This is a genomic window from Rhizobium centroccidentale, assembly GCF_030182565.1.
Classification (GTDB): domain Bacteria; phylum Pseudomonadota; class Alphaproteobacteria; order Rhizobiales; family Rhizobiaceae; genus Rhizobium.
The window spans coordinates 33,639-57,660 of sequence record NZ_JAQJCG010000022.1 but is presented as its reverse complement, the minus strand read 5'-3'; the positions used below and the strand labels follow the sequence as shown (position 1 = coordinate 57,660).

26 protein-coding genes and 2 pseudogenes are annotated in these 24,022 nt (G+C 57.9%); 19 read left to right on the top strand and 9 right to left on the bottom strand.

Annotated elements, in window-relative coordinates; translation table 11 throughout:
* Positions 1 to 2: 2 nt before the first annotated feature.
* A complete protein-coding gene (locus PH562_RS24360; RefSeq protein WP_285176243.1) occupies positions 3 to 1,061 on the bottom strand; it encodes a polysaccharide deacetylase family protein in 1,059 nt (352 codons plus the stop codon).
* 227 nt (positions 1,062 to 1,288) lie between these two features.
* Between PH562_RS24360 and PH562_RS24355 the strand changes: the two genes are divergently transcribed.
* Positions 1,289 to 2,596 carry a D-alanyl-D-alanine carboxypeptidase family protein gene (locus tag PH562_RS24355; protein WP_113232042.1) on the top strand — a complete coding sequence of 436 codons (1,308 nt, stop codon included), beginning with the start codon at positions 1,289 to 1,291 and terminating at the stop codon, positions 2,594 to 2,596.
* 107 nt (positions 2,597 to 2,703) lie between these two features.
* A complete protein-coding gene (locus PH562_RS24350; protein WP_113232043.1) occupies positions 2,704 to 3,009 on the top strand; it encodes a nucleoside triphosphate pyrophosphohydrolase family protein in 306 nt (101 codons plus the stop codon).
* Between the two features lie 13 nt (positions 3,010 to 3,022).
* Here the strand turns inward: PH562_RS24350 and tldD are convergent, their stop codons facing one another.
* Positions 3,023 to 4,438, bottom strand: a complete 1,416-nt coding sequence (gene tldD / locus PH562_RS24345; RefSeq protein ID WP_285176241.1) for a metalloprotease TldD — start codon at positions 4,436 to 4,438, stop codon at positions 3,023 to 3,025.
* Between the two features lie 63 nt (positions 4,439 to 4,501).
* Positions 4,502 to 5,125: an invasion associated locus B family protein gene (locus PH562_RS24340; RefSeq protein WP_041677818.1), complete on the bottom strand. Its 624-nt coding sequence runs from the start codon at positions 5,123 to 5,125 to the stop codon at positions 4,502 to 4,504.
* A 340-nt stretch (positions 5,126 to 5,465) separates the two neighbouring features.
* Between PH562_RS24340 and coxB the strand changes: the two genes are divergently transcribed.
* The 6 genes from coxB (at position 5,466) to PH562_RS24310 (ending at position 10,781) form a co-directional block, all read left to right on the top strand.
* A complete protein-coding gene (gene coxB, locus PH562_RS24335; RefSeq protein ID WP_113232045.1) occupies positions 5,466 to 6,353 on the top strand; it encodes a cytochrome c oxidase subunit II in 888 nt (295 codons plus the stop codon).
* 15 nt (positions 6,354 to 6,368) lie between these two features.
* Positions 6,369 to 8,063, top strand: coding sequence for a cytochrome c oxidase subunit I (ctaD, locus tag PH562_RS24330; RefSeq protein ID WP_113232046.1), 1,695 nt, complete (start codon positions 6,369 to 6,371; stop codon positions 8,061 to 8,063).
* 58 nt (positions 8,064 to 8,121) lie between these two features.
* Entirely contained in the window at positions 8,122 to 9,081 is a 960-nt protein-coding gene (locus PH562_RS24325; RefSeq protein WP_113232047.1) for a heme o synthase, read from the top strand.
* Positions 9,078 to 9,218: a hypothetical protein gene (locus PH562_RS24320; protein ID WP_167078204.1), complete on the top strand. Its 141-nt coding sequence runs from the start codon at positions 9,078 to 9,080 to the stop codon at positions 9,216 to 9,218. The genes PH562_RS24325 and PH562_RS24320 overlap by 4 nt, the downstream gene beginning before the upstream one ends.
* A 9-nt stretch (positions 9,219 to 9,227) precedes the next feature.
* Positions 9,228 to 9,839 carry a cytochrome c oxidase assembly protein gene (locus tag PH562_RS24315; protein ID WP_113232048.1) on the top strand — a complete coding sequence of 204 codons (612 nt, stop codon included), beginning with the start codon at positions 9,228 to 9,230 and terminating at the stop codon, positions 9,837 to 9,839.
* 63 nt (positions 9,840 to 9,902) lie between these two features.
* A complete protein-coding gene (locus PH562_RS24310; protein ID WP_113232093.1) occupies positions 9,903 to 10,781 on the top strand; it encodes a cytochrome c oxidase subunit 3 in 879 nt (292 codons plus the stop codon).
* Positions 10,782 to 10,933: 152 nt separating this feature from the next.
* On the opposite strand, the gene PH562_RS24305 is transcribed toward PH562_RS24310, so the two are convergent.
* The 3 genes from PH562_RS24305 to PH562_RS24295 form a co-directional block, all read right to left on the bottom strand.
* Positions 10,934 to 11,293, bottom strand: coding sequence for a VOC family protein (locus PH562_RS24305; protein ID WP_113232049.1), 360 nt, complete (start codon positions 11,291 to 11,293; stop codon positions 10,934 to 10,936).
* A gap of 155 nt (positions 11,294 to 11,448) precedes the next feature.
* Complete coding sequence (locus tag PH562_RS24300) at positions 11,449 to 12,315, bottom strand: protein-L-isoaspartate O-methyltransferase family protein (protein ID WP_285176239.1); 867 nt, start codon at positions 12,313 to 12,315, stop codon at positions 11,449 to 11,451.
* A gap of 215 nt (positions 12,316 to 12,530) precedes the next feature.
* Positions 12,531 to 13,181 carry a chloramphenicol phosphotransferase CPT family protein gene (locus PH562_RS24295; protein WP_285176238.1) on the bottom strand — a complete coding sequence of 217 codons (651 nt, stop codon included), beginning with the start codon at positions 13,179 to 13,181 and terminating at the stop codon, positions 12,531 to 12,533.
* Between the two features lie 148 nt (positions 13,182 to 13,329).
* Between PH562_RS24295 and PH562_RS24290 the strand changes: the two genes are divergently transcribed.
* The 9 genes and pseudogenes from PH562_RS24290 to PH562_RS24250 all read left to right on the top strand — a co-directional run.
* Positions 13,330 to 13,749, top strand: a complete 420-nt coding sequence (locus PH562_RS24290; RefSeq protein WP_113232051.1) for a DUF983 domain-containing protein — start codon at positions 13,330 to 13,332, stop codon at positions 13,747 to 13,749.
* Positions 13,742 to 14,503 (top strand): SURF1 family protein, encoded by a 762-nt coding sequence (locus PH562_RS24285; RefSeq protein ID WP_285176237.1) that lies wholly within the window; start codon positions 13,742 to 13,744, stop codon positions 14,501 to 14,503. Before PH562_RS24290 ends, PH562_RS24285 begins: the two co-directional genes overlap by 8 nt.
* Positions 14,504 to 14,664: 161 nt before the next feature.
* On the top strand, positions 14,665 to 15,672 hold the full coding sequence (gene ispH, locus PH562_RS24280) for a 4-hydroxy-3-methylbut-2-enyl diphosphate reductase (RefSeq protein ID WP_113232096.1): 1,008 nt from the start codon (positions 14,665 to 14,667) through the stop codon (positions 15,670 to 15,672).
* A gap of 211 nt (positions 15,673 to 15,883) precedes the next feature.
* Positions 15,884 to 16,849, top strand: a complete 966-nt coding sequence (locus PH562_RS24275; protein WP_285176236.1) for a homoserine kinase — start codon at positions 15,884 to 15,886, stop codon at positions 16,847 to 16,849.
* On the top strand, positions 16,846 to 17,286 hold the full coding sequence (gene rnhA, locus PH562_RS24270; RefSeq protein ID WP_285176235.1) for a ribonuclease HI: 441 nt from the start codon (positions 16,846 to 16,848) through the stop codon (positions 17,284 to 17,286). Before PH562_RS24275 ends, rnhA begins: the two co-directional genes overlap by 4 nt.
* A 292-nt stretch (positions 17,287 to 17,578) precedes the next feature.
* A complete protein-coding gene (locus PH562_RS24265; protein ID WP_285176233.1) occupies positions 17,579 to 17,971 on the top strand; it encodes a DUF262 domain-containing protein in 393 nt (130 codons plus the stop codon).
* 164 nt (positions 17,972 to 18,135) lie between these two features.
* Positions 18,136 to 19,353 carry an AlbA family DNA-binding domain-containing protein gene (locus PH562_RS24260; protein ID WP_285176232.1) on the top strand — a complete coding sequence of 406 codons (1,218 nt, stop codon included), beginning with the start codon at positions 18,136 to 18,138 and terminating at the stop codon, positions 19,351 to 19,353.
* 279 nt (positions 19,354 to 19,632) lie between these two features.
* Positions 19,633 to 19,761: pseudogene (locus PH562_RS30825) on the top strand (antibiotic biosynthesis monooxygenase family protein); the annotation flags it as partial.
* A gap of 141 nt (positions 19,762 to 19,902) precedes the next feature.
* Positions 19,903 to 19,977, top strand: a pseudogene (locus PH562_RS24250) (ribonuclease HI); the annotation flags it as partial.
* A gap of 45 nt (positions 19,978 to 20,022) precedes the next feature.
* Here PH562_RS24250 and PH562_RS24245 read toward each other — a convergent pair.
* Positions 20,023 to 20,913: a dihydrodipicolinate synthase family protein gene (locus tag PH562_RS24245; RefSeq protein WP_285176231.1), complete on the bottom strand. Its 891-nt coding sequence runs from the start codon at positions 20,911 to 20,913 to the stop codon at positions 20,023 to 20,025.
* Positions 20,914 to 21,024: 111 nt separating this feature from the next.
* Positions 21,025 to 21,633 carry a LysE/ArgO family amino acid transporter gene (locus tag PH562_RS24240; RefSeq protein ID WP_285176230.1) on the bottom strand — a complete coding sequence of 203 codons (609 nt, stop codon included), beginning with the start codon at positions 21,631 to 21,633 and terminating at the stop codon, positions 21,025 to 21,027.
* A 100-nt stretch (positions 21,634 to 21,733) separates the two neighbouring features.
* Here PH562_RS24240 and PH562_RS24235 point away from each other — a divergent pair, with 100 nt between their 5' ends.
* Together PH562_RS24235 and PH562_RS24230 are read left to right on the top strand one after the other, a co-directional pair.
* Positions 21,734 to 22,633 carry a LysR family transcriptional regulator ArgP gene (locus PH562_RS24235; protein WP_285176228.1) on the top strand — a complete coding sequence of 300 codons (900 nt, stop codon included), beginning with the start codon at positions 21,734 to 21,736 and terminating at the stop codon, positions 22,631 to 22,633.
* Positions 22,634 to 22,756: 123 nt separating this feature from the next.
* Entirely contained in the window at positions 22,757 to 23,065 is a 309-nt protein-coding gene (locus tag PH562_RS24230) for a Dabb family protein (protein WP_285176226.1), read from the top strand.
* 49 nt (positions 23,066 to 23,114) lie between these two features.
* Here PH562_RS24230 and PH562_RS24225 read toward each other — a convergent pair whose 3' ends face one another.
* Positions 23,115 to 24,017 (bottom strand): metal ABC transporter solute-binding protein, Zn/Mn family, encoded by a 903-nt coding sequence (locus tag PH562_RS24225; protein WP_285176224.1) that lies wholly within the window; start codon positions 24,015 to 24,017, stop codon positions 23,115 to 23,117.
* Positions 24,018 to 24,022: the final 5 nt, after the last annotated feature.

Sequence of the window (24,022 nt, the reverse complement as noted above, 5' to 3'; positions counted from 1 at the left end):
CCTTATGCCGGCTCTCGGCGCCCCATCAGCCGCATGGGGATGCCGGATGCAAGTGCCGACGCATAGCGGGGTTTCTGGTAATGGCCGTTCAGCGATAGCCGCCGCAGCAATAGCGGCGAGTTGCCGTTTGCTGCGGTGATTGTGCCGGGGCGCGTGGTGACGCCGACGGAAAAGCCGAGCTCTGCCGCAAGCCGGCCCTCGCGCGGCGAGACGGCCTCGTTCGTGCCATAGGGGTAGGCGATTGTGGTTGGCCGCTTTCCGGTGATGTCGGCGACATAATCGGCCGAGAGTGCAATTTCTGCGACGGCCTCTGCCTCGGGGAGCCTTGCCAATGCCCGATGGCTCACCGTATGAGCGCCGAGGGAGGCAAGGGGATGGCGGGCGAGCTGCCGCAATTCGTTCCGATCCATGATCGATGCACGGACGATGTCGAGCGGCTCCAGGCCGTGACCCCGCGCAAGCTCATCGATCCGGCTGACGGCTTCGCTTTCCTCATGATTGTGGACAAAGGCGGCGAAGCGGGCAAATGCGGCATGCTTGTGGCTGTTCTTGCCGAGTGGCAGGAACTCGTCTCCCGACCCGAAATCGAATGTCAGACGCTCAAGCCGGCCAAGCAGTTCGGCCAGCGTTTCCCACCATATGCTATGGGTCCGCTCCGAAAGCCCCTGCGCGACGAAGACGGTGAAGGGCACATCGTGGCGCGCGAAGATTGGCAGGGCGTGATCGAGATTGTCCCGGTTGCCGTCGTCGAGCGTAAAGGCGACGAAGGGTGGCGTGCCGGCAGCGCCTTTTGCTCGTGATGGAAGAGCGTCGAGTGCGATGAACTCGTAACCGTCCTGTTTCAGCCGTGCGATCGCCTGATCGAGAAAGTCGGGCGAGACCTCCAGATGCGCATTGGGCGTAAAACGGCGGGGGAGGGCAGGGCGGACGTGATGAAGGGTGAATATCGTGCCGAGGCCTGCAACATCGCGCATCAGCCCCGCACCTTTCAAGATTGCGGCAGCCTCAAGCCCGCTTGAGATCATCGTGCGCTTGATGCGGACCTTGATGCCCTGTTCCATGCGGCTCGACCCGGTTGACCAATGTCAACGCTGTAGCGCATCCCCGTTAAACCTTACTGAATCTTTGTCATAATTTCCAATGCGTTAATGGTTATTTTACCAGGAAAGGCAAAATAGAAGATCTATCGAGGCTGTTGCCTCAATATCGCACCGGTATCAGGCTTTTTGTCGCAAAATCATACAGGGATTGATGCGGTGTGTTGGCATTCTTTCGGTTGGGGACAATTATGAAACGACTTTTGATGGCTTTGTCTGCGGCCGTCTTGCTGCTGAGCGCTCCCGTGGCGAGCTTCGCTGGCAGCGCCTATTTCATCATGGATGCAAAGACCGGCAAGGTGCTGACATCGAGTAATGCGGATGACCTCAACCATCCGGCATCGCTGACCAAGATGATGACCTTGTATATGACCTTCGAGGCGATCAGCCGCGGCAAGCTGGGCTGGAATACCAGGATCCCGGTCTCGCGTTTCGCCGCCGCCAAGCCGCCGACCAAGCTCGGCTTGAAGCCCGGCGGTACGGTGACCGTCCGCGAAGCCGTCGATGGCATGATCATCAAGTCTGCAAACGACGCCGCAACCGCCATGGCGGAAGCGCTTGGCGGCAGCGAAAGCGGCTTTGCGCGGATGATGACGCAGAAGGCGCGCGAACTCGGCATGCGCCGCACTACCTTCCTGAATGCCTCGGGCCTTCCGAACATGCAGCAGTGGACGACAGCACGAGATATGTCGACGCTCGCCGTCGCGCTCATCAACAACTATCCCCAGGAATACCGGCTCTTCTCGCAGACGAGCTTTAACTACCGCGGCCATTACGTGCGCGGGCACAACAACCTGATGTATCGCTATGAAGGCATGGACGGCATCAAGACCGGCTATACCAATGCCTCTGGCTTCAATCTCGTCAGCGCCGTGCGCCAGGGCAATCGCCGCGTGATCGGCGTCGTCATGGGCGGCGCCACCGCGCGTGGCCGCGATGCGATGATGGCGTCGTTGCTGGATCGCTATGTGCCCAAGGCAGCCCCCGTCGCAACATCACGTCTGATGGCGAGCGTCGGCGGCGGCAAGATGGCCAAGCAGGTTGAAGTGGCGTCTGCATCGGACGATGTTGCCGTGGATGTCGATACGCAGACCACCGCAGCCACCCCGCGCAAACGCGCTGAGGTCGTTCCGATGGCATTCGCTGCCGCCTCGAACGTTACCGTGCCGATGGATCGACCGGCTGCGATGGATGAGATCTTGGTCGACAATAAGCAGACGGCAACCGCCAGCAAGCCGATGGTATCCGGAAGCTGGCAGGTGCAGATCGCGGCGACACCAACCGCCCAGGCTGCCAAGGATCTTCTCTCGGAAGCGAAGTCCAAGGCCGGCAATGCGCTCGCCAATGCCTCGCCCTATACCGAGGCCGTCGGCAAGGGAGCCAGCACGGTCTACCGCGCCCGCTTCACCGGCTTTGCAAGCCGCGATGATGCGAATTCCGCCTGCTCGGCGTTGAAGCGTAAGGACTTCGATTGCATGCTGCTGCCAAGCAAGGGCTGAGTATAAACCCAATTGTATAAAGTCGAGCCGGCGGAGCAATCTCCGCCGGCTCGACTTTTTTGCCGGAATCGTTCATTGATGTTGAGAACATAAGAGGAACGATTTCGATGCTGAAAGATCTGATGACGCAATTCGAAAGGGCGTCGGCGAGTTACGCCGCTGACAACGGCATGGAACGCGACGACGATTGGTTCGTCCTGAAACTCCAGGAAGAAATGGGCGAGTTGGTCCAGATCTGGAATAGGATTACTGGCCGTGGACGCCGCAAGGGCATGAGCGACGCGGATCTCGCGACGGCGCTTGCCGATGAAACGGCCGATGTGCTCGGCCATATTCTTCTATTCGCGCATCGCAACGGCCTCGATCTGCCGGCCGCCGTCGAGCGCAAGTGGCTCTTTCGCCCTCAGGCGTAGCAGGCCGGGGCGGCTAGGCCTTGGTGCCGCCCACCGTGATCTGGTCCATGCGCAGATGCGGCTGACCAACGCCGACGGGAACCCATTGGCCGGCTTTGCCGCAATTGCCGATACCGGTATCGAGCTTCATGTCGTTGCCGATCATCGAAACGCGCTTCATCGCGTCCGGGCCGTTGCCGATCAGCATGGCGCCCTTGATCGGCGCGCCGACCTTGCCGTCCTCGATGAGGTAGGCTTCGGTGCAGCCGAAGACGAACTTGCCTGAGGTGATATCCACCTGGCCGCCGCCGAAGGAAACGGCGTAGATGCCCTTTTTCACCGAGGCGATGATCTCTTCCGGCGTTTTGTCGCCTCCAAGCATATAGGTGTTGGTCATGCGCGGCATCGGGGTATGCGCATAGCCCTGGCGGCGGCCGTTGCCGGTCGCCTTCATGCCCATCAGCCGCGCATTCTGCCGGTCCTGCATGTAGCCGACCAGTTTTCCGTTCTCGATCAGCACGTTGTAGGCCGAAGGCGTGCCTTCGTCGTCGACCGTAATGGAGCCTCGGCGGTTCTCGATCGTCCCGTCATCGACGACGGTGACGCCGGGTGCGGCAACCATCTGACCCAGCAGGCCGGCGAAAGCCGATGTCTTCTTGCGGTTGAAATCGCCTTCCAGCCCGTGGCCGACGGCTTCGTGCAGCATGACGCCCGGCCAGCCGGAACCGAGCACGACGTCCATCGTACCGGCAGGCGCTTCGATCGCTTCCAGGTTGACCAGTGCCTGTCGCAGCGCCTCGTCGGCGCCGTGGTGCCAATTGTCCGCTGTGACGAAGTCGCCGAAGCCGATCCGTCCGCCGGTGCCGAAGGAGCCGGATTCCTGCCGGTCGCCGTCACCCACGATCACGGAGATATTGACACGCGTCATCGGCCTGACATCGCGTACACGGTGACCGTCAGCGCGCAGAATGTCGACCACCTGCCAGCTTGCGGCGATGGATGCCGTCACCTGACGCACCTTGTCGTCCTTATCGCGCAGGTAGCTGTCGATCCGCTGCAGCAGCTTCGCCTTCTCCTCGAAGCTCGGCGTGCCAATCGGGTTCTCGTCGCCGTAGAGCACCTTGTTGGTGCGCTGGGGCGCAGCCGCATAGGAACCAGCATAGCCCGATGTCACCGCGCGCACCGCATCGGCGGCCCGTTTCAGCGCGGCTTCGGACAGGTCGCCCGCATGGGCATAACCCACCGCTTCGCCTGCGACGGCGCGAAGGCCGAAGCCCTGCTCGGTGTTGAAGCTGCCGCCCTTCATCCGGCCGTTGTCGAATGTCAGCGATTCCGCCTGGACATGCTCGATAAAGAGCTCGCCGTCATCGGCGCCGGAAAGAGCTTCGGCAACGATGCCGCGCAGCTTGGCTTCATCGGCATCGAAAAGTGTAAGGAGATCGGTATTCATGGATCAGGTGCTCCGTTCAGAGCCGATGTAGGCTTCGCACCGCGCAAGAGCAAGCCCATGCGGTCAGGGAAGGGCGTCGTAGCCGTCCGCAAAGCCCTTCAAATCCACAGGGATGCCGATGCCTTCTTCCGGCGACTGGAAGACGATGAAGGTTGCCGTGGCACCGCTGCGCAGCGTCTTCAGCAACTGGTCCTCCAGCACGACTTCGGCGTAGCAGCCGTCGGAGAAGCAGCGCACGAAATAGGCGCGGCCGATATCCTTGCCGTCGATATTGAGACCTAGACCGTTTGGCAGCAGCACGCCGAGCGGCGCCAGTACGCGCAGGATCTTGGACTTGCGGTCAGCCGTCTTCAGCACGACGACAGAAAGGCCGATTTCCGGACGATCCTCGGCGATCACGTTCTGCATCAGCGCGCATTGCTCGGTCGCCGCACCAGCCGGCTTGTCGCAGACGACTGACCATGCGCCATGGCTGGAGCGGACCGTGCCCGGCGGCTGTGGAACCTGGCTGGTCGGGACCTGCTGCGTATGCGGCTGCTGCTGGCCCGGCTGGTCCGGCTGCAACTGTTGGGTCTGCTGCGCCGGCGGCTGAGTCTGCTGGCCCTGTTGCGCCCATGCGGGTGCGGCAACTGCGGCAGCGACGCTGCCGGTAACGAGCAAAAGCCGGGCGAGGGAACGAAAACCCATGGAAACCTCTAGATTCGAATCAGTGCCGCTATTGTTGAAGCCCAGGCCGGCAAATGAAAAGCCCCGGCTGCTGGATTCCAACCGACTACGGCGGAAATACGACCTCTACTCCATTTTGTCCCGGCGGCGCCATGGACCACGATGCAATTTTTCGTATGATGATGAAATGCTTGCCATGTCCGGGACAAGCATGGAGGGATATTCGCGCAAAAATGCCGCACTAACAAATGTCTTGAGTTGTTGCGGAGCACCCCAAACTGTGGTTTGAAGCGCAATGGATTGTAGGGATACTGCGTTTGAGGAAGATCTGGGATCAAACGCTGGAGGGAGAGACATCGTGATGAAAAGAGCTTACGCGGCTCTGGCGGCTATGATCTGTCTGCTTTTTGCGACAGGCACCTACGCCGATCAGCCGAGACCTTGGGAAACCGGTATGCAGCAGGCGGCAACCGGCAACATGCATCAAATCCGCTGGTTTGAGGCATACACGCTTTGGTTTATCATTCCGATCACGCTGCTTGTTCTGGTCCTCCTGGTAGTGGTCATGGTCAAGTTCCGGGCTTCCAAGAACCCGGTTCCGTCCAAGACGAGCCACAACACGCTGATCGAAGTCATCTGGACCATCGGACCGGTCCTCATTCTTCTCTTCCTGGCCATTCCCTCCTTCAATCTACTGACCGACCAGCTGACCTTCCCGGAGAAGACGGATGTCACCGTCAAGGCGACGGCGACGCAATGGCAGTGGAACTATGAATATGAGGGCAGCGGCGCGACGCCGGTCGCCTTCGATTCCTTCATGCTGAAGGAACAGGACCGCACCGCCGCCGGCAAGGACGACAAGTCGAAATACCCGCGGCTTCTCGCCGTCGACAATGAAATGGTCGTGCCTGTCGGCAAGAACGTGCGCCTTCTCATCACCGCTGCGCCGGCCGACGTCATTCATTCTTTCGCCATGCCCGCCTTCGGCGTCAGGATCGACGCCATTCCGGGCCGCCTGAACGAAACCTGGTTCAATGCCGACCGCGAAGGCCTTTACTACGGACAGTGTTCCGAGCTCTGCGGCAAGGATCACTCTTTCATGCCGATCGCCATCCGCGTCGTCTCCGATGATCAGTACAAGCAGTGGCTGGCCGCTGCGGCAACAGATGTCGGCAAGGCGAACAAGGCTCTGATGGCCGCCGTCGACCAACCGACGACCGTCAAGGTCGCCGAAAACACGGCGAAGTAAGAGGGGATAGGAACAATGGCTGGATCCACGGCACACGACGATCACTCGCATGATCTTCATGACGCGCACGCGCATGACGATCATCACGCACACAAGCAAAGCTTCGCAAATCGCTGGCTGTTCTCGACGAATCACAAGGACATCGGCACGCTCTATCTGATCTTCGCGATCTTTGCGGGCGTGATCGGCTTCCTCCTCTCCGTTGCCATCCGCATGGAATTGCAGGAGCCCGGCATCCAGATCTTCAGCGGTCTGGCGTCGATGGTCTATGGCTTTTCGGGCGACGCCGCCATCGATGGCGGCAAGCAGATGTACAACGTCTTCGTCACCGCCCACGCGCTGATCATGATCTTCTTCATGGTTATGCCGGCGATGATCGGCGGCTTCGCCAACTGGATGGTGCCGATCATGATCGGCGCGCCCGATATGGCTTTCCCGCGCCTGAACAACATTTCGTTCTGGCTGCTCGTTCCGGCCTTCCTGCTGCTCATCCTCTCGATGTTCGTCGAAGGCCCGGCAGGCGCCTACGGCGCAGGCGGTGGCTGGACGATGTATGTGCCCTTGTCTGGCACGGTCGGCCATCCCGGCCCGGCGATCGATCTGGTCATCTTTGCGCTGCATATCGCGGGCGCTTCGTCGATCCTTGGCGCGATCAACTTCATCACCACGATCCTGAACATGCGCGCTCCGGGCATGACGCTGCACAAGATGCCGCTGTTTGCCTGGTCGGTTCTGATCACCGCATTCCTGCTGCTCCTGTCGCTCCCGGTTCTGGCTGGCGCCATCACCATGGTTCTGACGGACCGCAACTTCGGCACGACCTTCTTCGCGCCGGAAGGCGGCGGCGACCCGCTGCTCTACCAGCACCTCTTCTGGTTCTTCGGTCATCCGGAGGTCTACATCCTGATCCTGCCCGGCTTCGGCATGATCAGCCACATCATCTCGACCTTCTCGCGCAAGCCGATCTTCGGCTATCTCGGCATGGCCTATGCCATGGTCGCGATCGGCGCCGTCGGCTTCGTCGTCTGGGCTCACCACATGTATGTGACCGGCCTCTCGCTCGACACGCAGCGCTACTTCGTCTTCGCGACGATGGTCATCGCGGTTCCGACGGGCGTCAAAGTCTTCTCGTGGATTGCGACGATGTGGGGCGGTTCCATCCAGTTCCGCACGCCGATGATCTGGGCGCTTGGCTTCATCTTCCTGTTCACGCTCGGTGGCGTCACCGGCGTTCAGCTCGCCAATGCCGGCCTCGACCGCGAACTGCACGCAACCTACTTCGTTGTGGCACACTTCCACTACGTTCTGTCGCTCGGCGCCGTCTTCGCCATCTTCGCAGCCTGGTACTACTGGTTCCCGAAGATGACCGGCTACATGTACAATGAGCGGATCGGCAATTGGCATTTCTGGATCACCTTCGTCGGCGTGAACATGGTGTTCTTCCCGCAGCACTTCCTCGGTCGTGCGGGCATGCCACGCCGCTACATCGACTATCCGGATGCCTATGCCGGCTGGAACTTCGTCTCCTCCATCGGCTCCTATGTCGCAGCCGTGGGCCTTTGCTTCTTCTTCTGGGGCGTTATAGATGCGTTCTCGAAGAAGCGTGTCGCAGGCGATAATCCCTGGGGCGAGGGCGCAACCACGCTCGAGTGGCAGCTTTCGTCGCCGCCGCCGCACCATCAGTGGGAAGAGTTGCCGCGCATCAAGTAGCTCATTTCCGGACGCCGTGATAAGCGGCGTCCGGTTCAACGGATAATTGGAAGAAAGCATGACGGTCATCGACAATCACGAAGCACTCGCCAAGCAAGCCGAAACCGGCCTGTCGGAAGCGGGTGCGCGCGATTATTTCGAGCTTCTGAAGCCGCGCGTGATGTCGCTTGTTGTCTTTACCGCCTTCACTGGCCTCGTGCTGGCTCCCGGCCACATCAATCCGGTCCTCGGCTTCATCGCCATCCTCTGCATTGCCGTCGGTGCCGGCGCATCCGGTGCCTTGAACATGTGGTACGACGCCGATATTGACGCGATTATGACCCGCACCGCGCGCCGGCCGATCCCGTCGGGCCGTATCAATCCATCCGAAGCCCTGGCTTTCGGCCTGGTGCTGTCGGGCTTTTCGGTTGTTATCCTCGGTCTCGCGATCAACTGGCTTTCCGCCGGTATTCTCGCCTTCACGATTTTCTTCTATGCCGTCGTCTACACGATGTGGCTGAAGCGCTCGACGCCACAGAACATCGTCATCGGCGGTGCTGCCGGCGCTTTCCCGCCCGTTATTGGCTGGGCCTGCGTCACCGGCAGCGTGCCGGTCGAGAGCATTGTGCTCTTCCTCATCATCTTCCTCTGGACGCCGGCTCATTTCTGGGCGCTGGCACTCTTCAAGATGGGTGACTACGAGGCCGTCGGCGTACCGATGCTGCCGAATGTCTCCGGCATTCAGACAACGAAGAACCAGATTGTCGTCTATGCCGTGCTGACCGCCATCTTCGGCGTCGTGCCGGCTTTCATGGGTTTTGCGAGCTTCGGCTACGGTGTCGTTGCAGCGGTGCTCGGCGCGATCTTCGTGCACTGTTCCATCGCCGTCTGGCGCATGGCCGATGGCGACGTGAAGATGGTGCCGGCAAAGAAGCTCTTCGGTTTCTCCATTTTCTATCTTTTCGCGATCTTTTCCGCGCTGCTAATCGACCGGCTCGTTGCCGTGCTGATGTCGGGCGGCGCTGGAGGCTGGCTATGATCGAACTCGTCAAGCTGACCGAGGTGCAGAAGAAATCGCGGCGAGGGCGCAATATCGCGCTCGGGCTGGTGCTTGCCGGTCTGGTGGTGCTGTTCTACGCAATCACCATCATCAAGGTCGGTTCCGGACACGTTTGAGGAGGCGTCATGGAGGGGGAGGTCACAAAAAGCACGAGAGGCGGCGCCCGCAACAACGGGATGATCGTTGCCATGTGCCTGAGCTTCGTCGTCGGCATGAGCGCCATGTGCGCCGCCGCCGTGCCGCTCTATCGCATGTTCTGCCAGGTGACGGGCTATAACGGCACGACGCAGCGCGTCGAGCAGGTCTCGAACCTCATCCTCGACAAGCAGATTCAGGTTTCGTTCGACGCCAATGTCGCGCCGGGTCTGCCATGGGATTTCACGCCGCTGCAGAAGTCGGTGAGCCCGAAGATCGGCGAGACTGTCGAGGTCAAGTTCCAGATCGAGAACAAATCGGACAAGATGGAGCGCGGCCAGGCGATCTTCAACGTCACGCCGCTGGAAGCCGGGGTCTATTTCAACAAGGTCCAGTGTTTCTGCTTCAACGAGACGGATCTTGCGCCCGGCGAAAAGCGCGAGATGTCGGTGGTTTTCTATGTCGATCCTGAGATCACCAAGGCCGTGGAAACCAAGACGATCAATGCGCTGACACTGTCCTATACCTACTACCCACGGGAGGGCGCAAAGCCCGTGGCTTCCAATGACGGCGGTACGAAGCCGGTGGAAAAGAAACTTTGATGGAGAGTGCTTTTCGGTTTGACCGGAAGCAATATGGGAAAAAGTTATTCGGGGATTGCTGATATGGCCGAGGCGCATCAGAGAAAACACGACTATCACATTATCGATCCCAGCCCGTGGCCGATCATTGCGGCCTTTGGGGCTTTCGTGATCACCTTCGGCGGCGTCTGCTTCATGCGCTACCTGAATGGCGGCGCGCTTCATCTGTTCGGGATCAATTTCGCGCAGCCCTGGCTGTTCTTCATCGGCCTCGCGGTGATCCTCTACGTCATGTATGGCTGGTGGGCCGACACGATCAAGGAAGCGCATGAGGGCGCCCATACCCGCGTCGTCTCGCTGCATCTGCGCTACGGCATGATCATGTTCATCGCTTCCGAAGTGATGTTCTTCGTTGCCTGGTTCTGGGCCTATTTCGATGTCAGCCTATTCCCGAATGAGGCGATCCAGGCATCTCGCACGGCTTTCCTTGGCGGCCAGTTCCCGCCGAAGGGCGTTGAGGTTCTCGACCCCTGGCACTTGCCGATCTACAACACCATCATCCTGCTGCTGTCGGGCACGACCGTCACCTGGGCACACCATGCACTGCTGCATGGCGACCGCAAGGGCCTGATCCAGGGCCTGACGCTCACCGTCCTCCTCGGCGCGTTGTTCTCCTGCGTCCAGGCCTACGAATATGCTCACGCTCCGTTCGAATTCAGAAACTCGATCTATGGCGCGACCTTCTTCATGGCGACCGGCTTCCATGGCTTCCATGTTCTGATCGGCACGATCTTCCTGCTGGTCTGCCTTGTTCGCGCCATCCGGGGTGATTTCACGCCGAAGCAGCATTTCGGCTTCGAGGCGGCGGCCTGGTACTGGCATTTCGTCGACGTGGTCTGGCTGTTCCTGTTCTTCTGCATCTACATCTGGGGCAGCTGGGGCGCACCGCTCGCGGCTGGCTGATCGGTACCGATCTTTCGAAAACAAAAGACGGGCGCTCAGCGCCAGCCTCTAACTGAAATGTGGAATAGTTTCTGTCGTCAAACTCTTATTTGCCAAAGAGTTTGACGACAGATTTCCTTTGAAAATTCAGTGATCCGATTTTGTCGCTAAACTTACGAGATTTGCGACTTCTGCACGACACAGAAAAGATTGCCGTCAGGGTCCTGCAAAACCACATAGTCGGCATTCTCCGGATAGCGCCACGGGTATCGTTTCGCTCCGATTGTCAGCAAACGATTGACTTCCTCCTGCTGGCGATCGGTATAAAGGTCCAGGTGCAGCCAGCTTCTCCGCCAGCCGCTTCGATCACGCGCCTGAAAGGAAACATTCGGGCCGTGGCCTTCAGGATCACGAAGCACAACCCAGTCATCGCTGACAGGCTCACGCGGGACGTAATGCAAGGCTTCCCGCCAGAATGCGACCATGCGCTCAAACTCACAGCAATGAATCACGATCGAGCCAATTTTGATCATTGTGGCTGCCTTCTTCGCGGCATGGCGTGCTCTCGAGTGGAATAAAGTGATATGGCCGTCGCTAAATCCCCGAAGCCTGCGGCACATTTTGGGACTCAAACCCGTGGCGTGACAAGTCTCAGGAATCTGCGACGGGATGTTTGCCAGGTTACTTTCTAAGCATAGGCTAGGCACCAGCCGGGACCTCGAACCCAACATTGTTCAGTTGGCAGCTCATCACCACGGTATAGCCGCGCCACTCTCTTATGTTTCCCGCTCTCGAATGCCGCCGCAAGCGCTTTTTCCGATTCCGCGTCGCGCATTCCTTCACAAGGGAAGATGGCCACCGGCGAAATCCATTGCGCGTGAAATTCCCCGCCCCTGCGCGTCACGAGGAACACCGCTCCTCGGAGGTGCATGTTGCTCCAATTGCTGCTGGTGAACCCAAGATCGGTTGTCAGCGGGAGGACCAGCCTTCCGCCATCATTGAGCCGGTCCAGCCAGATATCTGCCGGTCGAGTTGCTCCCGCGTTTACATAGATCACATCGGCTGAATCGAAAGCCACGGAGCTTCCATCCCCCTGAACCACGGAAACATTCCGATAGGGAGTAAGATTTGCTTTCGCCTGCGCAGCAAGCTCTGGTTCGAACTCGATCGCCGTTACCTTGCCAGGGTCGGCAACGAGGTTGGCCATGATCGCGGAATAATAGCCGGCACCAGCTCCAACATGCACGATATGCTCACCTGCTCGTGGCGCAGCTTGTGAAAGCAGAAAGGCGTGAAGTGATGGTTGCCCGTTGTTGATGTGGCGCTCCGGGACGATGCCAACGATCTCATCCATATAAAGGTAGACCGGATCGGCGGTCGGGGTTGGAACATAGGCTTTGCGCATTCGGAAGATCGGCCAGGGACCGGGACCAAGGAAATCTTCTCGCGGCACTTCGGCAAAAGCTGTTTCGATGCGCTCATCGACAATTCGAACAGCGGCCATGATCTGTTTCGCATAAGCTCGACGCACGATCTTCAATTCGTCCGGTGTCATCGGTGGAAGCAACTCCAATGAATAGTTTTCCCGTCACGAAATTCCCAGTTAAAGCTACAGTTCTGCGACAGTACGCAGAATGCCTCACGAAGATACTTCCAACAAGATAAACCGTCCGAAACGCCGATGTCACAATGGGTTCGGCAGCAGTATTTACTTGGATTCCACATTAAGTCAGGGGCGGCGCTCAGCGCCTGTCTTTTGTTTTGGTGCCCTCAATCTCTTGAGGCAATCCTCTCGAATGCCGTCGGATGAGGCAGACCCTCAGTGAGCAATCGCCGGATTTGCTCGGCGCATGCCTTGGGGCCGCTCACGGATGTATCGATCTCCAGATCGTAAATGCCGGGCCGATGTACCTGTTCCTGCCAGGCAATGACCGGCGCAGGGACAGGCATGCCAGCCTCGACCTTGACGTAAGTGTTCCGTTTTTCCGGCCCTTCGGCCAGCCGCCGCCCCATCACGACATCGAGTGGGCAGCGCACGCCGACGAACAGAGCGGGCAGCCCCGTCAGCAGCCGGGCGCAATCGGCGAGAATGCCAAGCGGTTGGGAATAGCTGTCATGATGACCGAACTCGGCGACGACATTCAATCCCATGCGGCTGTGTGCGGCGATCGACGCATAGAGTGCGGCATAAAGGCGCGCAACCAGCGGCTCGAGATCAGGCCGCTCGCCGCCGGGACGCAAACCGATACCAGGACGGTAGCGTGGAGGCGTGATGTGGCGCGCATAGGCGTCGACACCGAGATTGACCCACACGCCTGCGAATTCAGCCTGAATCACGTCAACGATGCTGCTTTTCCCGGATCGTGGCGCACCGTTCAGAATCACGATTTGGCCAAGTTCTGTACCCTCGCTGAATGCCATGAATTCGATCCTTTCTGCATGCTTTTCACGCTGATGACGGGTACTCGAGAGCTTTTCGATTGGACGGATGCGCACATCGCAGCTACTGATAGTGACAGGGGCGAGATGGATAGGTTCGCCCGCAATGGCAGACCGATCGAGACAGAACTTGACCTCAGAGCAAGACAAGACGCCGGACGAGGCATCCCATAGTGATAGCGCTCTCTTTGCGCCCGTCGATCCATTCAAGGTCGGCATACAGGGATGTTGTCCGCGTTGCGGTCAAGGCAAGCTCTTCGACGGATTATTGTCGCTGAAGCCGCGCTGCGCCGCCTGTGATCTCGATTATGCCTTCGCCGATGCCGGTGATGGGCCAGCGGTCTTCGTCATCCTGATCGTCGGCTTCATCATCATCGGTTCGGTCTTGTGGATGCAGATCAATTATGCGCCGCCGATCTGGGTCTACATAGTGCTGTTCGCCCCGTTGACGATCATCCTTTCCCTGCTGTCCCTGCGCTGGTGCAAGGGCATCCTGATCGCCTTGCAATATCGCAACAACGCCGCCGAAGGGCGCGTCCACCGTGACTGAGTCCGCAGTGCCTGTGCGCCGCGCCAATCCCTTGTGGCAGATCGCCAAGGCACTGCTTCTGCTCGTTGCGCTCGTCATCCTCATCGGGCTCGGCACCTGGCAGGTCGAGCGGCTGCAATGGAAAGAGGGCCTGCTGGCTGACATCGCGGCCCGCAAGGACGCACCGACTATGCCCTTGTCGGCGATCGAGACGATGGCGGCATCCGGCGGCGATATCGAATATCGTGTCGTAACCGCCACCGGCCATTATATCAACGACAAGGAGCGGCATTTCCTCGCCACCTATGATGGCGATCCCGGCTATCACATCTATACGCCGCTGCAGCTGGACGACGGCCGCTTCATCTTCGTCAATCGAGGCTTTGTACCCACAGAGGCGAAGGACCCAGAAAAGCGCAAACAGGGTGAATTGACAGGCGAACAGACTGTCACCGGTCTTGCCCGCGCCAAACTTACCGAGCGGCCCGACGGCATGCCGGATAATGATCTCGGCAAGAACATTTTCTTCTGGAAGGATCTGGACGCCATGGCCTCCAGCGTCGGCCTGCCGAAGGACAAGGTGCTGCCCTTCTTCATCGACGTGGACAAGACGCCCAATCCGGCGGGCCTGCCGATCGGCGGTGTCACCATCATCGATTTGCCGAACAATCACCTGCAATATGCCGTGACCTGGTATGGCTTGGCGGTGGCGCTGGCAGCGATCGTCGCTATATCCTGGTGGCGCAAACGCCATCCGGACGCACCCCGACAATAGAGGCATGCAATAGAATAGCTTCATTTCGATGGAATATTCGGCTAGAGCATGATCCCAAAAAGTGCGCAGCGGTTTTTCGATGAGACCATGCGGACTGAATGGAGCAGGCGGCAGGGCAGCCCATCTATGGCTCAGCCATCGTCGCGCATTTCGGAAGAGATATGAACATAGCCGTTTCCAAACCTGACCTGACCATCCGGCTTTGCGGGCCGCGCGGCTTCTGCGCCGGCGTCGACCGCGCTATTCAAATCGTCGTTCTGGCGTTGAAGGCCTATGGCGCGCCTGTTTATGTCCGCCACGAGATCGTCCACAATCGTTATGTCGTCGAGGGGTTGGAAGCCAAGGGCGCCATCTTCGTCGAGGAGCTGGATGAAATCCCTGCCGAACATCGCGCCCAGCCCGTCGTCTTCTCGGCGCATGGCGTGCCGAAATCCGTGCCGGCCGATGCCGATGCGCGCAATCTCTTCTATCTTGATGCCACCTGCCCGCTGGTCTCGAAGGTACACAAGCAGGCCATGCGCCACAATCGTCTCGGCCGCCACGTCGTGCTGATCGGCCATGCCGGCCATCCGGAAGTGATCGGCACCATGGGCCAGCTGCCAGAGGGTGCCGTGTCATTGATCGAGACGGTCGAGGATGCCGATATCTACGAGCCCGCCGATCCCGACAATCTCGGCTTCGTCACGCAGACGACGCTCTCGGTCGATGATACCGCCGGCGTCATCGCGCGTCTGCAGGAGCGTTTTCCAAATCTCACGGCCCCGGCCGCCGATTCGATCTGCTATGCCACGACGAACCGCCAGGAAGTGGTGAAGGAAGCGGCACCGGGCTGCGATCTCTTCATCGTCGTCGGTGCGCCGAATTCGTCGAATTCCAAGCGCCTCGTCGAAGTGGCGCTGAGGGCAGGGGCGAAGAAATCCGTCCTTGTCCAGCGCGCTGCCGAGATCGATTGGGATAATATCGGCGATATCAAGACGGTCGGTTTGTCCGCTGGTGCATCCGCGCCAGAAGTCATCGTCAACGAGATCATCGAAGCCTTCCGCGCCCGCTATAATGCTGTGGTGGAACTCGCTGAAACTGTGAAGGAAACCGAGAATTTCCTCGTCAATCGCGAGCTTCGCAGTATAGAGCTGACGACAGCAGATATGGCTTTCGTCAACGGAGAATGAGAGGGTCACCTCTTCCTTCGAGGCCTTGCCGCTTGCGCTGACGCTACATCGGCAAAGCACCTCAGGATGAGGTGGAGCGAATTTTGCCGCCAGACGCCTCGATCAGCCCTCATGGTGAGGAGGCGATCCTGAGCTTGTCGAAGGGGGCCGTCTCGAACCACGAGGGCGGGTGGCTGGCTGCGGCAGCTTATATGTATCAAGGGAATAGTTCGTGGCCGTTTATACCGATATTACAGAAGACGATTTGAAGTGGTTCCTGACCGAGTATGATGTCGGCGAGTTGCTCTCCTACAAGGGCATTGCCGAAGGCGTCGAGAATTCGAACTTCCTCTTACATACGAGCCGCGATCCGCTGATCCTGACGCTTTATGAGAAGCGCGTCGACAAGGGCGATCTGCCGTTTTTTCTGGGGCTGATGCAGCATCTGGCGAGCCGTGGCCTGTCCTGTCCGCTGCCCTTGCCGCGCCGTGACGGCGCCTTGCTCGGCCATCTCTCCGGCCGCCCTGCAGCCCTGATCTCCTTCCTCGAGGGTATGTGGCTGCGCAAGCCCGAAGCGCATCATTGCCGCGAAGTCGGCAAGGCACTGGCCGCCATGCATATTGCCGCCGAGGGTTTCGAGATCCGTCGCCCGAATGCATTGTCGATCGCGGGCTGGCAGACACTCTGGGAAAAATCTGAGGTACGCGCTGACGAAGTCGAAGCCGGCCTGCAGGATGAAATCCGCGGCGAACTCGATTTCCTTGCAAAGCATTGGCCAAAGGGTCTGCCCGAGGGCGTCATCCATGCCGATCTCTTTCCGGACAATGTCTTCTTCCTCGGCGACACGCTGTCCGGCTTGATCGATTTCTATTTCGCCTGCAACGATCAGCTCGCCTACGATGTCTCGATCTGCCTGAACGCCTGGTGCTTCGAGAAGGATCACGCCTACAACATCACCAAGGGCATGGCGCTGCTGGAAGGCTATCAGAGCGTGCGGCCGCTGAGCATTGCCGAAATCGCCGCCTTGCCGACGCTTGCCCGCGGCTCGGCGCTGCGTTTCTTCCTGACGCGCCTCTACGATTGGCTGACGACCCCAGCCGGCGCAATGGTCACCAAGAAGGACCCGATCGAATATCTTCGCAAGCTGCGCTTCCACCGCCAGATTGCTTCCTCAGCGGAATACGGGCTGAAGGCATGAAGCACGTCGATATTTTTACAGACGGCGCCTGCTCTGGGAATCCCGGTCCCGGCGGCTGGGGCGCGGTGCTTCGTTACGGCGAGGTGGAAAAGGAACTCTCCGGTGGCGAGGCGGAGACGACCAACAACCGCATGGAGCTGATGGCGGCGATCTCGGCACTCGGCGCCCTTAAGAGCCCATGCGAGGTCGATCTCTATACCGACAGCGTCTACGTCAAGGACGGCATCACCAAGTGGATCTTCGGCTGGAAGAAGAACGGCTGGAAGACCGCAGACAAGAAACCGGTGAAGAATGCCGAGCTCTGGCAGGCGCTGGACGAAGCCTACAATAGGCACAAGGTGACGCTGCACTGGGTGAAGGGCCATGCGGGACACCTGGAGAACGAGCGGGCCGACGAGCTGGCGCGCAAGGGCATGGAGCCTTTCAAGAAGAGGTAGTAGAGGCGGGCTGCTATGTGTGTATCCAACAAACAAGCAACGATGCGCTATCGGGGAAACCTGCAGGGTTAAGGCTGGGCGCCGGCTTGCTTATAAAATGGAGTGAATTGCAAGTCTTTGACCCAAATCGGTCATTCACGCTTAGCGCTGCGGCAGTCATAGGCCAAGTTTTGTCCTCGCCCAACGTACCGAAAGTGGAGAAACTTGGGAGCAACAATTTGCTGTTTTTTAGTTGTGCGCAAGGCATCTTTTCTGCATGTTAGCGCTAAAATTGTATTGAGGAGAATGAAGAATGAGCGTTGCTCCAAAGGGGTTGAGTATTCAGTCATTATATCGCGATTATCGCGATGGTAGTTTAGTAATCAACCGGCAATATCAAAGGAAGTTGGTTTGGACCGTTGCGGAAAAGCAAAAACTTATTGAAAGTGTTCTTCTGAATTACCCAATACCGTTGATACTTCTTGCTGAAAAGAAGGTTGATGGGAAGGGTGTAATCGAAGTAATAGACGGAATGCAACGTCTGAATGCGATTTTTAGTTTCATTGAACATGCTTTACTGTTTCTGGAAAGTGCTTTGATCTCAACGAGTTTGCGCGTGCTCGCCAAGCCAAAGAAGAGAGACTTTTTGACGAGTTTGGTGCAAGCGTTGAGCGACTTACAGCAGCTATTTGTGCAGATTTCCTAGATTACCAACTAGCAATTACATCATTTCCTGGTGAACATGAGGGGAGAATCACGGACATCTTCGGTCGCATTAATTCAGGAGGTAAACAACTGAGTGATCAAGAGAGGCGCCAGGCTGGTGTTTTATCAGGGTTCGCTCAGCTTGTCAGAGATCTTGGGGCCGAGTTGCGTGGAGATGTTTCAAAAGAAAAGCTAGCGCTCTATGAAATGCCTGAGATTAGCATTGAGACCATTAAAAATACCCATGGATATAAGCTCAAAGCAGAAGAAATATTCTGGTGCCGCCAAGGTATTCTGAGGACTGGAGACCTCAGAGATAGTGATGATGAGGAGATGATTATCGATGTTTGTGCATCGATATTGCGTGGCGGCCCTGTCGACGGAACGCGTGTATACAGGGATAATCTGTATAATATTGAAAGCGACGATGCAAAAGAAATAGAAAGACTTCTTTTAGCATATGGAGCAGAAAAGATATCAAAGGAAGTTAAGCTTGTTTTCTCTGCAGTTCGATCCGTTGTCGAAGAAGCTAGCGAGGAGGTCAATTATTTCAGAAAGGTAGTATATCCGACCCCAACCTCGAACGCCCAGAAATCTCCTTTTTATGCCGTTTACATGGCTTTCTTTGACTTAATTGTTAAAGAAGGTATGTACCCCGGCGACTCCAAAAAGATTATGGAGAACCTAACTAATCTTACGAATAGTATAGAAGTTGGGCAAAAGCAGACAAAAGCTACCGATAGGCAGAAGAATATCAACAAGACAAAAGGTCTTATTCGCGACGAATTTGTTAAGAAAGATGTTGCTGCCTTCCAACACGGAGCCGGCGTTGTTTTAGACTTTGAAAATTCGATCACCCGAGCAAAAACTGAAACATCTAGATACGAGTTTAAACAAGGGTTCTTGAGGCTGAATGCTGAACGAGACTTCGATCCAAATATTCTGCAAAATATCCTGGAAACGGTTTGCGGTATAGCAAATGTTGGTCCAGATTTCGATGGTTTTCTGTATGTTGGTATTGCTGACAAAGAAGCAGACGCCAATCGTATTCGTGCACTGGACGGAGTGAATGCAGTCATGGTTCGCCATGTGAGTGTAGTTGGAGTGGAAAGAGAAGCGGCAATACTGAAAAAGAGTATGGATGATTACTTGCGAATTCTTACGGATTTCATACAAAAATCAGGACTTACAGATCCGCTTAAAACTATGCTGGCAACCTCAATCGACACCATTACATACAAGGGCCTCGAGGTAATTAGGGTACGCGTTCCCAAACAAACAAAGATGAGCTTTGTTGGAAATGATGCGTTTTATAGAACGGGTTCAAACACGCACAAGGCAACGGGGCCGCAAATTGCTGCTTTGGCCGCAATGTTTGCATGAAAGGCATTATTTGAATGTGGGGCGCGTTAAGCTCCCCACATTCTTTTGGAAAAGAGCAACTTATGTGATTCTAAGTTATCTTTTGCTTTCTGCTTGATAGCGCCCATTATTACACCGACCGCATTATACCAAAAGTAGCTATTTTGGCAGCCGCTGCGAAAAGCCCCCGGCATCACTTCACCCGTCTTGCCCCATCCCCTTTCTCTCTATGCTGCCCCTGAGGCCCCGGGGAGGCTGAGTTATGATCTTGCATGCGCTTTTCTTCGGCTCAAATCCACCATGACATCGGATGAAAAGAAGGCCCTTTTCCAATCCATAGCCACCTTGCAGCAAGCCATCTCCGGTATTGTCGATGTGAAACACGAGCCGAATGTTTCGCCCGAGGGCCTGCATGGTGGCTTCGCGGATGGATTTGTCGTCACCTTTGAAGGTGCCGAGGCGTGTGATGCCTATCTGATCCATCCCAGACCATGTCGCCGTCGGCGGGCGGATCGTTTCGTTCACAGGCGGTGGCTTGGCCGGCCTAATGCGGCGATGGTTGCAGGCAACCATGTCGGCTGTCCGGAGAATGAGCGGGCCGACGAGCTGGCTCGCAAGGGCATGGAGCCGTTTAAGCGGAAGTAGCTCGTCGGCGATAAACTCGGACCAGCCGCGCCGCACAGAACTCGATCACGCTAAGACATGATCGAGCGCACTTCTCACGCGCGCCTTTTCGGCTGCGGAGAGCGGCAGGATCGGGCGCGGCGGATCGATCCTGCAAAGATCGAGCGCTTCGGCAATCGCAAACATGACGCGGAAGCTGCCAAACTCCTTGAATAGGTTCCATAGCGGCTGAAACTTCTGATCGAGCCGCTGAGCTTCCGCAATGTCGCCGGCTTGGGCAGCCCGTGTGAGCGCCAGCGCCTCAGCGGGCAGAAGGCCGGCGGCCACGCTGTACCAGGCGTCGGCGCCGGCCAGCAGCCCGGCCGCCGCTCCCCAATCGCCGCTATAGCCGATGGCGAAACCCTTCGGCGTTTCCTGGCGCAGACGCCCTATCTCTCCCTCGAAATCGCCTCCTTGCGGCAGAGGCATCTTTACCGCCGCGATATTCGTCACCTTTGCCAGGCGGGCAATCAGCCCATCGCTGAATGTGAATTTCGTCGTGCCGGGATTGTTGTAGATGCAGAGCGGCAGTTCGCCCGCCTCCGCGACGGCTGCGAAGTGCTGATAGACCTCCTCCTCCGTGAGTGGAGTATAAGACACCGGGGCCAGCAGCAGCCCGTCCGCACCGGCCGCCTTGGCATCGCGCGCCAATGCCTGCGCTTCGTCGGTTCGCAGCGCTCCAACCCCAACGATGACGGGGATCTTGCCGCCGACGCTGGCTGTTGCGGCCTGGACAGCCCGCCGGCGCTCGTCGCGTGACAGGAAGGCGTAACCGCCCGTACTGCCAAGCAACCCGATGGAATCAACGCCCGCCAGTTGGATGCGTTCGAGCAGGCGGGCGAGCACTACAATATCAACGTGTCCGGAAGCATCGGTCGGGGTAATCGGAAAGGCCGAAAGGCCAGTAAAGAGCGTCACGATTGTTTTCCTTCTCTGTCAGGCTCCGACCGGCGATAGCGCTCGAAAAGCAGAAGCTGAAATCGTCCTACGCTTGGCGCCGTGTGACTGTCCATGAATGTAACGCAGAAATCATACTCCGCTCAGCAGCTTGGTGGCGATCATCCACATGGTAAGGGCAATGAGCGTTTCCAGAATGCGCCAGGACGCGGGTTTCGCAAAGATCGGTCTCAGCCATCTCGCGCCAAAGCCGAGCGAAAAGAAGAACAGGAAGGAGCCCGTCATGGCACCCGCCGCAAATGAAGCTTCGTTTCCCGGAAATCGAGTCGAGATCGTTCCGAGCAGTGCGACGGTATCGAGATAGACATGCGGGTTGAGCCAGGTGAGCGCCAGGCACATGGCAAGCGTCTGCCGGAAGCTCGATGACTTCGCCTCTCCGGCAGCCAGCACCGCGGAGGAACGAAAGGCGGAATAAAGACTCCTGGCTCCATACCAGATGAGGAAGGCCGCTCCTGCATAGCGCATGACAGGATCGAGCCAGGGCAGCAGCGCGGAGATTTGGCGGAAGCTCGTCACCCCGAGGATGATGAGCGCTGCGTCGGAGAGCGCACATGCAAGGCACACGGCGAATACGTGCTCGTTGCGAAGGCCCTGACGCAGGACGAAGGCGTTTTGCGCGCCGATCGCGACAATCAGGCTGAGCCCCATCATCAGGCCCGTCATATAGATCGAAAAATTCATCCTTGCCGAAGTGCTCCAAAACCGATGAGCATTTCCGGTATCGGCATATGAAGATTTAGGCTACTTAATGTTGCTAATCCAGATTAAGAAAAACTAAGCCATGCTCGACTATTCCGCTCTCCGTGCCGTTTCCATGGTCGTCCAGACCGGCAGCTTCGAAAAGGCGGCAGCCATTCTCAACGTCACGCCTTCGGCCGTCTCGCAGCGGGTGAAGCAGCTTGAAGAGCGCCTGGGCATCGTCTTGATCGTCAGGGGTAATCCCTGCACCGCGACGGAAAAGGGTGATTGGCTCTGCCGCCATATGGAGAATGTCGGCATGCTGGAAGACGAGCTGTTCGGACGTTTACCGGCGCTTGTCGATCCGGGCGATCCCAAGCAACGAGTTACGCTTCACGTTGCCACCAATGCCGACAGTCTTGGGACGTGGTTCGTGGAAGCCATATCCGGTTTTGCCAAAAATTCCTCCTATCTGCTTGATATCGCCATCGACGACCAGGATCATACGGCCGAATGGCTACAGCGGGGGCGAGTTATTGCAGCTGTCACCAGCCTGGAAAAACCGATTCAGGGCTGCTGGCGTATGTTTCTCGGCGCGCTTCGCTACCATGCGACAGCAAGTCCCGATTTCATCGCTCGGCATTTTTCAAAAGGTGTTACCCCGGAAGCGATCCAGAATGCGCCCGCCCTGACCTTCAACCAGAAGGACAGGCTTCAAAGCCGCTGGATACGCCAGACATTCGGAGAGGATTTTGCCTATCCGAGCCACTGGCTGCCTTCGACTCAAGGCTTCGTCGATGCCAGCCTTGCAGGCATGGGATGGGGCATGAATCCCATCCAGCTTGTGCGGGAGCATCTGGAGACCGGGCGCTTGGTCGAGCTGATTCCCGAAACGCCGCTGGATATTCCATTATATTGGCAAGTGAACCGTCTCGCAGCCGACCGGCTTGCGGAATTGACACGCGAAATCACTGCGGCAGCCAAAGCTCATCTGTCGGTGTGAGCTATTTTTCCAGCTAACACGTTGCCATTCGCCTCGCTACCGGAACGCAATGTTCGCGAATTGGTGCCTTGCCCGGCTCCCCTTTCTCTCTATGCTGCCGCCGACCTCCAGGGAGATTGCCTTATGATCCTGCATTGCGTTTTTCTTAGACTCAAGTTCGCCCTGACACAGGACGAGAAGGCGGCGCTCTTCGACTCCGTCGTCGCCCTGCAGAAGGTCATCCCGGGCATTGTTGACGTGAAATATGGGCCGAACGTCTCGCCCGAGGGCCTGCATGGCGGCTTCGCCGATGGATTTGCCGTTACCTTCGAGAGTGTCGAAGCGCGCGATGCCTATCTGGTGCATCCCGATCATGTCGCCGTCGGCGAACGGATCGTTTCCTCCACGGACGGCGGTCTGGCCGGCCTGATGGTCTTCGATTTCAACATTTAAGCGGTGTGGTCGCAGGCAGTCTATGCCTGCGACCTCGATCATTGAGTGATCAGCTCGACTTAGCCATGGCCGTGGCGAGTTGATCAACGTTATAACGGAACATTTTTTCGTAAGTCGAAGCCGGTCCGTTGGCCTTTGACAGCGATTCGACATAGAGCTCACCGCCAGGCTCGGCGCCGGTTGCCTTGGCGACCTGCTTGACGAGGCGCGGATCGTTCGAGTTTTCGAAGAAATAGGTCTTCACATGCTCGGTCTTGATCTGCTCGATCAGCTGGGCGACCTTTGCAGCCGAGGCTTCCGTCTCTGTCGAAAAGCCAATCGGAGCAAGGAAGTTCACTTTATATTCGCGGCCGAAATAGCCGAAGGCGTCGTGGCTCGTCAGCACCTTGCGGCGATCGTCGGCGATCTTGTCGAACTTGCTGTGGGCATAGGCATCAAGCTCGGTCAGGACCTTGGTATAGCGCTCGGCATTGGCCTTGAAGTCAGCCGCATCGGCCGGATCCACCGCAGAAAGCGCCTTCTCGATATTGGCGACCCAGACCTTCACATTGACCGGGCTGTTCCAGACATGCGGATCGGTGACCGTCTTGCCATCATCGACCATGGTGCGCGTGTCGATGCCTTCCGAAGCGACAACAGGCGTTCCCTTGTAGCCGGATGCGCTGATCAGCCGGTCCATCCAGCCTTCCAGGCCTTCGCCGCTAACGAAGACGATCTTGGCCGCATTCAGCGTCTTGGCATCGGCCGGCGAAGGTTCGAATTCATGGGGGTCGCCGTTCGGGCCGACGAGGCTGGACACCTTTACATGGTCGCCGCCGACATGCTTGACGACATCGGCAAGCACAGTGAAGGACGCCACCACATTGAGGGTTTCGGCGGAAGCAGGTGCGGCGACGCCAAAGGCGACGAAGGCTGCCGCAGCGGCTGAGAGGAGCAGTCTCTGTTTGTTCATGCGAG